The following is an 11205-nucleotide window of genomic DNA, read 5'->3' on the forward strand; positions in this document are numbered from 1 at the left end:
TCCTTACTATATCGTCATTATTGCTTTTCTCGGTAAGCTGAACAGTGGTCATCTGAAATACGATAATTTTCCTTACCGGTTGGGGCTGCTACCTCAACTAATTTATGTCCCAACCAGTCCCACACAGCTACTGTATGCAAAGATACCCATTTCAGATCTCCTCTAGCAAGACGAAAAGAATCATACCAGTTTTCAGTCGTTACTAATAGATTTTTATAAGTAAGTTCCTTTTTCCTTAAGTGTTTGATTTCCAACATGAAATCTAACATATGTTCTTCCTTAGGCACTTGAATAATTCGCGCTATAAATGTTCCGTTAGGATTTTTTTTCGTTTTATAAACTTTTTCCCTTTCTATTTCTAACTCTGGACGACCCCTCATCTTCCTTCCCCCTGTGTGCTAACACATAATCTCTATGCTAAAAGGTTATAGCTGTTTCAGTATTTCTTCTATCTTCTCTTCAATATCAGCTTCTAAATAATTTTTTGACAAATCGTACAAAGTGCCTGACCCTTTAAAATACCCACCAAAGTAATACCACAACTGGATGTAATAAACGGATGCATCTTCTTCATCTGTAAACCCATCAAAGTTTATTGCCACTTGGGAACGATATTCTTTTTCTAAACACTGCTCCGAACTTAGATTTGGCAGTTGGTCGCCATCAATATCTCGACACACCCATATTTTTAAGTTCTGCTTACCATCATGTTCAAATTTATTTCTATATTTGTGCTGAAGACTTTTGCTGTATGCCTCTCCTACTTCTTCCAACTTCACTATCTCTCTTTTTAAAGTCTCATTTATTTCACTCTCAGGGACTAAAATGTATTTGTCATTTGTTTCCTGATCCTGTTTATCCATAAATAGCTTTTTCAATTTATCAAACAAGCTTTTCCCACCTATCTAAAAAAAGAATATAAGCATGTTAAATTCCACAAAAGAAAGCTCATTTCCTTCTCTGAACTGCGTTTAGTCGTCATAACTAATATGATATCAACTACTTCCTTACGTGTGGAATCTTTTACGAGAGTGCTGATTTTCTGACATACTTGTAATTCGATATTTTTTACAGTGAATACATATGTTAAAGTGTATAGTAGTGGAATGAAAGGAGTAACGACAACATGGCTCAACGAATCGTCAATATGTTTTTATCTGTTTTAGCTGCTTATGGAACGTTAATTCTAACGAAACACATGAGTATTGCAGATAATATTTTTGTGACACAGATTGTTCGTCTGATCATTTGTATTGTGGCTGTTATCATTGTGACAGGAATTACTACATACATTTTCAGAAATAAATCTTCTAATAAATAAAAGGGCAGCTATTTAGATAGCCGCCCTTTTTGTTTTCCTTAATTCTCATTTTATTTCACCCTAAAGAAATGGGGATGTCTCAAACACTCATGAGACATCCCCATTAAGGTTATACATACTTTTACGCGTTTAAAGCACGCACAAATTCTTTTGCTAGGCTGATTGTAGACTGCGGATTTTGTCCTGTTAAAAGCTTTCCGTCTACTTCAATATGATCGCTCCAATTATCTTTTGCAATAAACTCGGCGCCTAGCTCACGAAGCTTTGTTTCAAGAAGAAACGGCATGTATTTATCTAACGTTGTATCTTTCTCTTCTGAATCAGTAAACGCTGTAATACGTTTTCCTTTTACAATCGGCTCACCATTTTTAAGCTTTCCGCCTACAAGAGCTGCCGGTCCGTGGCATACCGCTGCAATTAGCTTGTCGTCTTCAGCAAATTCTGTTAGCAAACGATGTAAGTGCGTATCGTCTGGAAAGTCAAACATTGTTCCGTGCCCTCCAGGTACAAACATACCTGCAAATTCTTGTGAACTTACTTCAGCTAATGATTTTGTATTCTCTAAAAGTTTTCCTGCTTCTTTGTCTTCGTCCGTTACATCATCTGTTAAGCTGTTAGGATCCACAGGTGATTTTCCGCCTTTTGGACTTGCTACGACTACTTCGTATCCTTCTTTTTTAAATTCTAAATATGCTTCAGAGAATTCTGTAAGCCAAATTCCAGCAAGCTCTCCATTTTCCATCGTATGTCCATTTGTAACAACCATTAAAACTTTTGAATTTCCTGCCATGATTTACTCATTCCTTTTTCATTTATTATTTACATACATGTATCATTAATAATTCATTTATCTCTTTGAATATGTTCCCCGGTATTATTTGATGAAAACATGGTAACTTTTTCTTACTAATAAAAAGAACAGGTGAAAATAATAGTTGAATTATATAGAGAAGCAGGATTTTTTTTACACTTTAAAGATTAGACGGAGCCGATTTTTTATATGCAGTGTGACAAGTCTTCACTTTAAATATTTTTTTGACATATACATCCAATTCGATTAATATCAAATTAGATGTATATCGAATTAGAGAGAGAAGGTATTAAGCTATGCAATTAGATAAGTTGGTTAATTATCATAAAGCCGTTGGTGATCCTACCAGGATTAGAATTATTTCACTATTAAAAAAAGGGCCTCTTCACGGGCAAGCAATTGCTTACAAACTGGGGTTGCAACCTTCAACTATTACTCATCATATTTCAAAGCTAAGAGATGTAGGAATTGTTTATCAAAGAAGACAAGGAAACATTATTTATTTTTATCTAGACCTTGAAAGACTTGAATATAACTCGAAGGCTATTTTAAGTATTGGAGAGGATTCGATGGAAAATCAAGACAACCATTTACAGGATAAAGACAAATTATCTATTGTTAAAAACTTTATAAATAGTGACGGTACTTTAAAAATTATTCCAAGTCAAAGAAAGAAAAAGAACGTAATATTAGCCTATTTAATACGTGATTTACAGCACGGAAAAACGTATCCAGAAAAAGAATTAAATGAACATATTAAAAAATATCATGAAGATTATGCAACGATTCGCAGAGAGTTAATTATGCAGCATTTTATGTATAGGCAAAATGGAGAATACGAGTTAAATCCGAAAGAGATGTGGCCCGTTATTTATTAAAGTGGACGTAAAAACGTTCATTTTTCAAGCCTTCTAATTCGATATATGTCTAATTAGTTTGTGTTGTTTCAAATAGAATTAAAGTAAAAATGTAATTTCCAAAATGAAAGAAGCCAACATTTTGGTAAGCATGTGACATTAATTTTATTCTCCTATGTGTTGGCACAGCAACCATATTAGTTTGCTTACTGCTTCCCCTAAAAGCATCTGCTTTGAAGAAAAGCATAAAGTCTCTGTATGCAATAAGGATTATCCTCTACCAGTTAAATTAGTGAATAATCCTTATTTTTTAAAACTATAAAAAAAGTGTTTTAACCATGATGAGATCTATTTGTTCTTCGTCTCCCATATAAAATGAGTGAGATCCAATTTGAACAAATCCCTGTTTCTTGTAAAAAGCAATCGCATTTTTATTTTTTTCCCATACCCCTAACCAAATTTTCTTTTTATTAAATGTCGTTGCTATCTCTACTGCTTTATTAAATAAATGTTTACCAAGTCCTTGTTTTTGAAAGCTGTTACCTATATAAATTCTTTCAATTTCAAGCGCTTCTTCCCCCATCTCTTCAGACTGAGCGTCATTCATATTAACCTTTAAATAACCTGCAATTTCATGATTAACATACATAAAAAAGAATTGCGAAGACGTATTGGATAGTTCTTTTTCTAGCTGTTCGACTGTAAATGCTTTTTCTAAATAAGCTGTCATATTTTCTTGTGAATTCTGATCTTTAAATGTCTCATAAAACGTTTTATAGCTAACGTCTTGAAGATCATATACATCTTCAAGAATACACTTTTTTATATGCATCATCACTGACATGCCCCTCTCCTTTATATCATCAATAATTTCTCTTGTTTCCTTTTTTGACAAACTCCCAGTCTGTTTCGATATTTTTTCTTACTCTTTGAACTAGTTTAAGAATGGTATCTGCTTCTTCCTGGGTAAAACCTTCTAATGCCACTTTATCCGAATAATCATTTTCTCTTTTTATAAACGGGTATACGTTCTTCCCTTTTTCAGTAGGAAAAAGGTTTTTATTTTTTTTATTATGGAGATCATCTTTCTTTTCAATAAAACCATTCATTTCAAGCTTTTTTATAGCCCGAGCCGCTGTTGTGCGATCTACTTTTATCATTTCAGCTAACTTTTCCTGAATGATTCCTGGATTTTCACATATTCGCACCAAATACAAATACTGCCCTTTTGTCAGGTCATATTCTTTAAATTCTATATTACTAATTGAATCCAATGCTCTTGCTATCATGCCAATTTCACGCAGAATTTCACTCATAAAATATCTCCTTTATACATATTTTTGTTGCAAATACAATAAAAATAATCTACATTTAATGTATCTCAAAATAGTTGCATTTGCAACAAAAAATAACAAAAAGGATGATGACAGTGAAGTATGTTGTTTATGCAGGAGGAATTTTACTATTAACTCTTGGAATTGCTTTGACGATACAATCTAACCTAGGAGCTTCACCTTTTGATGCACTGTTGGTTGGACTGTCACTAAACGTAGGTTTTAGCGTTGGAAGCTGGGAGATTATACTTGCCTGTATTTTAATTTGTGGTAATTCTCTTTTAAGCAAACAAAAGCCAGAAATACTGGGACTGTTAACGGCATTCATAACAGGTCTTGGTATCGATATATGGCTTTTTTTCTTAAAGAATTGGATTACGTTCGAAAGTTGGTACAGCAAAGTATGTTGTTTCGGAATCGGTTTAATCATTATAGGAGTAGGAACCTCAGCCTATTTACATACAAATTTTGCACCTATTCCAATTGACCGCTTAACATTAATCATACAAAAACTAGCTAAAACCAATTTATTTCTTTCAAGAACATTTATTTACCTGACATTCTTACTAGCCGCAATATTTTTAAACGGACCAATTGGTGTTGGAACGTTATTAACCGTGTGTTTAGGCGGCGTGCTGCTTAACTTTTTTATGCCTATTACTAAAAGAGCATTAGACTGCATTTTAACAAACTCTCGTATATCACAAAATCATACTAAAGATCATAAACGCTCCATTACATAACTGAAATAGAACGTTTATGTAAAATCATCATTCACACACAAAAAGCGGATCTCCAGTTAGAGATCCGCCTTCTGTGTGTGATTACTCTATTTTTTTGCCTCAGCTTTAATAATAAAACGATGTTGTTCTACGTCGAAAAACCCTTGAGACTGTATAATTTGATGGATATTATACAATCCGCCGATATGTGTTTCTATATCAAAATTAGGAACTTGCCAAGGAATTGCATTTAGATAAAAAACTAGCGCCCCGATATCATAAAATCTCTGCACAGGAAACTCTTCCTTGCAAAAGATGATGTTAAAAGAACTTTGTTGGAGCTCTTCTATTGCTTTCTTTAAATTCCAATTACAAAACTCTTTATTTATCGGAACCCCTATACATTCATTGATTCGTGAACAGTCTGACCCTCCCACTTGCTGAGTGAAAAACGTGCCTCCCTTAGACAAAATCCTTCTCACTTCAGAAGCACAAAAAGCTTCGTGCTGGTTCAAAATTAAATCAAATGTACCATCTTTAAACGGTAGATTCTCGTTTTCAGTTCGTTCAACAACTGTGACACCAAATGGCTCTAACCGTTTTTTAGCGATTGGAACGTTAGGTTTGTATCCTTCGGTAGCATACATAACGCGAGGAAAAGGTTGTAACAAAGATAAAAACTCTCCTCCTCCTGTTCCCATATCTAAAGCAGCATTAGAGTTTTGAATAAGGCGAAAAGCTTCACTTCCATATGACCACGAAAGCATATCACTATCCATACGACCAGTACGAGTAATAATAGAAAAATCCCATCCAGTAAAATCAACATTTGTATTGTTTACAGCCTTTAAAAAATGTTTGTCCGTTACCATGTTAAAATCCTCCTTTTAATAATCAGTCAGCATTAATCATCTATCCTAAACTAGTAAAAGGCGGGCCACGAACATACAGGCAGCGTTGTTATGTTTCATGTGCTAACGTATTCACACTAACCGCTCCTTTATTAAAATTACGTATGATTCATTTGTTTGTCCATTCATATGTAATATCGGGTAGTTTCTCTTCGTTTTCACATCCTCTTTTTATAATACTGAAGCCGTGTTTCTCGTAAAACCTTTGGGCGTTTTTATTTCGTTCAAATGTACGTAATATTAATTTTCCATTTGATTCTGTCTTGGCTCTTTCGAGTAAAAGCTGTCCAATTCCTCCTCTTTGATAATTTACATCAACGTACAGCTGGCTAATTTCGTCAGCCTTATAAGCAACCATTCCTACTATTTGTTCATCTATTAACGCTAATTCAACTTTATAGTGTGCTGACAATATATGATTTAAAAAATAAACATGACGGTCAAAACTGTGCATTTCCTTTTGTCCAATCGCTTTTTCTTTACTATCTCTCCACATTTTTACCGTTGCCTCAGCAAATTGAGGATGATAGTGAACAATATCAACATTAAGGTGGGCCATATATTCTCCTCCCTTATCTTTCATCGTGCTATACGTATTTTTAATAACGTAATAACGATGTCTAGATATTCCCTGCATGTAGTTGAAGCCTGTCAAAATCTTGTTTTAATAAAGAATATATATACAAATCGTCAAATTTCCCACACGTAAATTCATAGCTTCTTAATAAGCCTTCTTTTATAAAACCGTGTTTTTTTATTAATTTTTGTGAAGCAGCATTAGCAGGCTCTATCAAAGCTTCGATTCTCCGCAAATTAAAATGTGTAAACCCATATTTTATGACCGCGCCCAATGCCTCATTAGCAATTCCATTTCCCCAGTAGTCTCTGGCTAATTCATAACCAATTTCCGTACGGTAATGGTCATGAACTCGATTAAGAAACCCGCAGCTGCCAATAATGTCGTCTTGTTCTTTAAGAGTAATGCCCCATCTTATTCCAGATTCTTTGTTTAAGATTGATTTATACCATGAAATCTCATTTAAAGCATCTTCAACCGCTGTAAAAGGCTCTAAACCGTAGTGCTTCATTACTTCTTTATCGGATAGGTATTTTAAAATATTGCTTGCGTCTTCTGCTACAATTTCCCTTAGTACAAGTCTTTTTGTTTTAATTATGGGAAAATGATGTGACACCTGTAATTCCCTCCTCTTATCCATTCATTAACTGGACGGATCTTTTCTCACAGCTTTATCTAATTTAAATAACGGTTAGTAAAAAAGTTCTTTTATTATTAGTGAATTCCTTTTTTAGTCATAAATATTTGTCGAAAAACAAGCAAAAAAGCACGCGATTCTTCATTTCTAAATCAGAACCGTCATTTATTTTGTATTTGTTCGTTTTAAAAATTAAAGGAATAAAAGGTAGAAATGAAGAATTCTTCACCAACTAGTCTAAATGAAAAGAATAAGGAGAACGATATGAAACTGTATGGGGATTTTGAAAAAGAAGATTGGCTAAACGTATTAAAGCTATCAGAAAAAGAGCTGCCTAATGCATTCATTATTCATGGTGAGTGGGGATTTGAAGATAATATAAGCTTATGGAAAGAGATTTTATCTACTGATGTTCATATGCCTAAATGGAACACGGTAATAGGTAAGTTCAAAAACAGAAATATAGGATTTGCGAATGTGTATGGCAGTCCGATGGCGTCAAACATCGTACATCAATTTGCTGGCAGCGGAACCGACTTATTTATTCAAACGGGATATTTTGGAGGCTTATCTTCCACTGTACAATATGGAGATATCTTAATTGTATCTGCAGCACAAATGCAAGACGGCGTATCACACTGGTATTTACCAGAACAAACGCTTGTAGAAGCTGACAAAGAGTTAGTGGAAACCGCCTGTAGGTATTGTGAACAAAAAGGCTACAGCTATATAAAAGGACATGTGGTTAGTATGGGTGCCATGCTTATTGAGACGCATGATATGGTAAAAGAATGGTCGCTTGCAGATTTTCTCGGGGTGGATATGGAAACAGCTACCACTTTAGCTATTGCTCATAAATTCAACAAACGCGCCGTGGGCTTATTAAATTTATCAGACCACCTTCTTCACGGCGATACTCTTTATTCGTATACAAAGGACAGAGAGTTAATAGAAAGTGAAACTGATAAAGCCATTCGCGATGTGGCTCTTTATTTGAGTAGTAAATTCTAATAGCGTGCTGTCTTATAAAAAATTTTGTATTATTGATATGAGTAAAATCTATTTGGAGTAGAATGCTCAGTTATACTATTGTTTTTAGAAGTATAGCTTTATATGACTCTGAAGAAATGGGGTAGACTAAAAAAGATAACCACTTATAAAAGCGATTATCTTCTGGCTGCTTGAAAGTATAAAAATGAATCTTATAATAAATATACGAATTTTTCTGCACTGTAAATGCGACAGTCATTGTGAATTAAGAAGCATGCAGCACCTTCTGCTCCTTTTTTCCTTTTTCTTTAATTAGTAAGACACCTAACAACCCCATCATTGAAAACAAAATGGGAATCATAAAAGCATAATGATAGCCCACGTGCAGCGAGCGTTCAGGGAATAAATCAAGGACATTTCCGAAAATACTAGGCAATAATACGGCGCTTAAAAAGCCTCCCATATTAGCAAAACCTGATACAACTCCTACTTCTTTTACTGAAAAAGATTGGCGTACTACGGCAAATGTCAAAGCGCTTGCGCCGTTTCCAAATCCGATGATAAAAAGTAAAATAACGACTAGCATGAATGAAGGTTTCACTCCGGTTAATAATAATCCTGTCCAGCTAAGCACCACAATAAGATGGACGAGTGAATAGATTTTTTTAATGGAGTTTAACCTGCTTGATATCCAGCTGATTAAAGGTCCCCCAATCATAGCGCCAAACAAACCATACATAATAAGCTGACTTGCATCAGCGCGAGATAAATGAAACACATTCATGCCATAAGGAACTCCCCAAGAACCAATAAAACCAATGTATGTACCCACTACACCAAAATGACAAAGAAATGTTGCCCATGCTTGACGAGTCGTCATTACCCTTTTTAGGATCGCCCATACGCTTTCTTGAGTCTTAACAGAGGCTTTATTTGCTTTAGCATCATCTACAAATAATCGTTTAGGTTTTATAACTAAAACGACATAAAGCAAATAAGATACCGCCATTAAAACCAGACCTATGCTAAGAAAAGGAACTCTCCAGCCTGAAAGTGAAATCCACATAGATAAAGGCACAGTAGCTGATAATGAACCTACACTTCCTACCAGCCCAATTAAACCTAACAGCTTTACAAACTCATTTCCCTTGAACCACTGACTTAAAATTAACACTAAATTGACAAAAATCATGGAGTCTCCGGTACCGACTAGCAAACGAGAGAAAATTAACACATATTCGTTGGGAGCCGTACTGTAGATAAGACTTCCTATTCCGGTTAAAAGCGACCCTATAATAAGAAATCGATTTGGACCGTACCGGTCAGAAAGTAAGCCAACAGGAATCTGAAGGCCTGCGTACGCTAAAAATTGTATGCTCGTCATTAATCCTATAACGGACGCTGAAACGTGAAAATCTTTCATTAACTGTTCTGTAATAAGTCCGGGGGCTGTTCGTTGACTGACAATCAAATAATATGCTAATAAAGCGGTTCCAAAAACAACCCATCTATAACTACTTTCCTGTTTGTTCATTTTGACAGATCCTCTCGTGTATAATTTTTCTGCGTAGAAATGTTAGTAGAAAACGTTTAAGAGACGAAGATATTGATAGAATGAAGGTCTTTTAAACAAATAAAGTGCTAATTTGGGGAAGCCCTTTTTTATCCTTGTTTTTCCTTTCTATCACAATTTTAAGTTTTTAAATGATATTTTTCAATGAAGTATGGACTTTTAAAATATATCCTTTACTATTTCCCTTTCACTATTAGGCATCCAAGTTAGAGTTCTTCTTGTCATTTTTGGGTATAAAGCAATTTAATAAGAACCCATAAATAACCTATATCACGCGTGTTTTTTTAAAAGACCTCTTCTTTCACAGCTTTTCAGCTGTTTAATAAGTTGGTATAAAACTTGCATATTCATCTATGAACACTTAATTAAAGGAGGAGAACTTTATGAAAAAAGCTAAACGTAAGAAAAGTATTAAAAAGCAAGTCATCACTTGTGCTGTTCTCGCGACGTCTCTTTTACTGCCCATTTCAGCTTCTGCTGCTTCTGCATCTTATACGCTTTATCAGGTGGGAAGTACTGCAGACAAAGCGACTAGTACAAGCTTTGGACAAGTCTATATGGGAGGAAGCACCGATGTAGATGAAGCGTTCAAATGGATGATTCAAAAGGCAAACGGCGGAGATTTCTTAGTTATAAGAGCGACGGGTACTGATGCCTATAACTCTTATATCTACGACCTAGCAAAAAGCATAGGTAAGCCTCTTAACTCTGTTAGCACAATTGTCGTCGATGATTTAATAAGAGCAGGCTCAGACTCTTCTTTAATTGATAAAATCAACAAAGCAGAAGGCATCTTTTTTGCTGGAGGCAATCAGGCTGATTACGTAGATTTCTTAGAAGGTTCTGCGGCTCTGACAGCATTAAATAATCGTATCAATCAAGGCATTCCTTTTGGGGGAACAAGTGCTGGTACTATGATTCAAGGGGATCATATTTACGACTCTATCTCAGCAGGCTCTACAACTTTAGATTCTAAAACAGCGCTAAACAATCCTTATGGTTCTCTTATTTCCTTTACAGATTATTTGATTCAAACACCTCATAACAACAACATCCAAACAGACACCCATTTTGAACAACGAGATAGAATGGGACGCTTTCTAACATTTCTAGCACGTAATATCCAAGACGGAGAAGAAACTGGGACAACCGCAAAAGGGATTGCTGTTAATGAACAGTCAGCGCTTCTGGTAGAAAAAGACGGTTTAGCTAAAGTAGTAACACAGCCAGGCTCTACAAATGCTGCTGTTTATCTGGCTAAAACAAATAAGGCGCCTACTACTTGTGTAAGCGGTCAGCCTCTGACGTTTAATAATATTTCTATCTATAAACTATTTAATGGCAGCACTTTTAATCTTTCCACTTGGACAGGTTCTGGAGGATTAGCTTATACTTTAAACGTAAACGGCGGTGTTATTACTTCTTCTACAGGAAAAGTTTACGGAGGAAATCAACCGTAAACGGTAAATGAA

Annotated in this window: 14 protein-coding genes; 5 read left to right on the plus strand and 9 right to left on the minus strand. The window is 35.0% G+C overall.

All coding sequences use genetic code 11. The features are described 5' to 3' along the window. Window positions 1-17: 17 nt before the first annotated feature. Window positions 18-380 (minus strand): hypothetical protein, encoded by a 363-nt coding sequence (locus ACH6EI_RS16420; protein WP_099330797.1) that lies wholly within the window; start codon window positions 378-380, stop codon window positions 18-20. Between the two features lie 45 nt (window positions 381-425). After that, window positions 426-890, minus strand: a complete 465-nt coding sequence (locus ACH6EI_RS16425) for a hypothetical protein (RefSeq protein ID WP_099000012.1) — start codon at window positions 888-890, stop codon at window positions 426-428. Between the two features lie 236 nt (window positions 891-1126). Between ACH6EI_RS16425 and ACH6EI_RS16430 the strand changes: the two genes are divergently transcribed. Next, complete coding sequence (locus tag ACH6EI_RS16430; RefSeq protein WP_013056341.1) at window positions 1127-1321, plus strand: hypothetical protein; 195 nt, start codon at window positions 1127-1129, stop codon at window positions 1319-1321. Window positions 1322-1442: 121 nt separating this feature from the next. On the opposite strand, the gene ACH6EI_RS16435 is transcribed toward ACH6EI_RS16430, so the two are convergent. Beyond that, the gene (locus tag ACH6EI_RS16435) at window positions 1443-2111 is read right to left on the minus strand and encodes a type 1 glutamine amidotransferase domain-containing protein (protein ID WP_028413906.1); all 669 of its coding nucleotides are present in this window, start codon (window positions 2109-2111) and stop codon (window positions 1443-1445) included. 317 nt (window positions 2112-2428) lie between these two features. Here ACH6EI_RS16435 and ACH6EI_RS16440 point away from each other — a divergent pair, with 317 nt between their 5' ends. After that, a complete protein-coding gene (locus ACH6EI_RS16440; RefSeq protein WP_028413907.1) occupies window positions 2429-3010 on the plus strand; it encodes a DUF2087 domain-containing protein in 582 nt (193 codons plus the stop codon). Between the two features lie 295 nt (window positions 3011-3305). Here ACH6EI_RS16440 and paiA read toward each other — a convergent pair whose 3' ends face one another. After that, the gene (paiA, locus tag ACH6EI_RS16445; RefSeq protein WP_099000014.1) at window positions 3306-3833 is read right to left on the minus strand and encodes a spermidine/spermine N(1)-acetyltransferase; all 528 of its coding nucleotides are present in this window, start codon (window positions 3831-3833) and stop codon (window positions 3306-3308) included. 19 nt (window positions 3834-3852) lie between these two features. Continuing rightward, on the minus strand, window positions 3853-4305 hold the full coding sequence (locus ACH6EI_RS16450; RefSeq protein WP_013056339.1) for a MarR family winged helix-turn-helix transcriptional regulator: 453 nt from the start codon (window positions 4303-4305) through the stop codon (window positions 3853-3855). A 113-nt stretch (window positions 4306-4418) separates the two neighbouring features. Between ACH6EI_RS16450 and ACH6EI_RS16455 the strand changes: the two genes are divergently transcribed. Beyond that, on the plus strand, window positions 4419-5066 hold the full coding sequence (locus tag ACH6EI_RS16455; protein ID WP_099330796.1) for a YczE/YyaS/YitT family protein: 648 nt from the start codon (window positions 4419-4421) through the stop codon (window positions 5064-5066). Between the two features lie 86 nt (window positions 5067-5152). Here the strand turns inward: ACH6EI_RS16455 and ACH6EI_RS16460 are convergent, their stop codons facing one another. From ACH6EI_RS16460 to ACH6EI_RS16470, 3 genes are all read right to left on the minus strand, one after another. Then, window positions 5153-5917, minus strand: a complete 765-nt coding sequence (locus tag ACH6EI_RS16460; protein ID WP_099330795.1) for a class I SAM-dependent methyltransferase — start codon at window positions 5915-5917, stop codon at window positions 5153-5155. A gap of 148 nt (window positions 5918-6065) precedes the next feature. Beyond that, on the minus strand, window positions 6066-6515 hold the full coding sequence (locus ACH6EI_RS16465; RefSeq protein WP_028413911.1) for a GNAT family N-acetyltransferase: 450 nt from the start codon (window positions 6513-6515) through the stop codon (window positions 6066-6068). Between the two features lie 61 nt (window positions 6516-6576). Further along, the gene (locus tag ACH6EI_RS16470) at window positions 6577-7149 is read right to left on the minus strand and encodes a GNAT family N-acetyltransferase (protein WP_099330794.1); all 573 of its coding nucleotides are present in this window, start codon (window positions 7147-7149) and stop codon (window positions 6577-6579) included. 285 nt (window positions 7150-7434) lie between these two features. Between ACH6EI_RS16470 and ACH6EI_RS16475 the strand changes: the two genes are divergently transcribed. After that, a complete protein-coding gene (locus ACH6EI_RS16475; RefSeq protein ID WP_099000023.1) occupies window positions 7435-8181 on the plus strand; it encodes a phosphorylase family protein in 747 nt (248 codons plus the stop codon). Window positions 8182-8425: 244 nt separating this feature from the next. On the opposite strand, the gene ACH6EI_RS16480 is transcribed toward ACH6EI_RS16475, so the two are convergent. Beyond that, window positions 8426-9694 (minus strand): MFS transporter, encoded by a 1269-nt coding sequence (locus tag ACH6EI_RS16480; RefSeq protein ID WP_108674558.1) that lies wholly within the window; start codon window positions 9692-9694, stop codon window positions 8426-8428. Between the two features lie 422 nt (window positions 9695-10116). Between ACH6EI_RS16480 and ACH6EI_RS16485 the strand changes: the two genes are divergently transcribed. After that, window positions 10117-11193: a cyanophycinase gene (locus tag ACH6EI_RS16485; RefSeq protein WP_108674557.1), complete on the plus strand. Its 1077-nt coding sequence runs from the start codon at window positions 10117-10119 to the stop codon at window positions 11191-11193. The last annotated feature ends 12 nt before the right edge of the window (window positions 11194-11205 follow it).

It is taken from the genome of Priestia sp. JSM ZJ58, assembly GCF_044383985.1.
GTDB classification, from domain to species: Bacteria; Bacillota; Bacilli; order Bacillales; family Bacillaceae_H; genus Priestia; species Priestia zanthoxyli.

What these genes read in the sequence shown, in the direction of transcription:
- ACH6EI_RS16485 (WP_108674557.1), top strand. Translation starts at nt 10,117, where the DNA reads ATGAAAAAAGCTAAACGTAAGAAAAGTATTAAAAAGCAAGTCATCACT.
- ACH6EI_RS16430 (WP_013056341.1), top strand. Translation starts at nt 1,127, where the DNA reads ATGGCTCAACGAATCGTCAATATGTTTTTATCTGTTTTAGCTGCTTAT.
- ACH6EI_RS16435 (WP_028413906.1), bottom strand. Translation starts at nt 2,111, where the DNA reads ATGGCAGGAAATTCAAAAGTTTTAATGGTTGTTACAAATGGACATACG.
- paiA (WP_099000014.1), bottom strand. Translation starts at nt 3,833, where the DNA reads ATGTCAGTGATGATGCATATAAAAAAGTGTATTCTTGAAGATGTATAT.
- ACH6EI_RS16465 (WP_028413911.1), bottom strand. Translation starts at nt 6,515, where the DNA reads ATGGCCCACCTTAATGTTGATATTGTTCACTATCATCCTCAATTTGCT.
- ACH6EI_RS16450 (WP_013056339.1), bottom strand. Translation starts at nt 4,305, where the DNA reads ATGAGTGAAATTCTGCGTGAAATTGGCATGATAGCAAGAGCATTGGAT.
- ACH6EI_RS16420 (WP_099330797.1), bottom strand. Translation starts at nt 380, where the DNA reads ATGAGGGGTCGTCCAGAGTTAGAAATAGAAAGGGAAAAAGTTTATAAA.
- ACH6EI_RS16460 (WP_099330795.1), bottom strand. Translation starts at nt 5,917, where the DNA reads ATGGTAACGGACAAACATTTTTTAAAGGCTGTAAACAATACAAATGTT.
- ACH6EI_RS16475 (WP_099000023.1), top strand. Translation starts at nt 7,435, where the DNA reads ATGAAACTGTATGGGGATTTTGAAAAAGAAGATTGGCTAAACGTATTA.
- ACH6EI_RS16480 (WP_108674558.1), bottom strand. Translation starts at nt 9,694, where the DNA reads ATGAACAAACAGGAAAGTAGTTATAGATGGGTTGTTTTTGGAACCGCT.
- ACH6EI_RS16440 (WP_028413907.1), top strand. Translation starts at nt 2,429, where the DNA reads ATGCAATTAGATAAGTTGGTTAATTATCATAAAGCCGTTGGTGATCCT.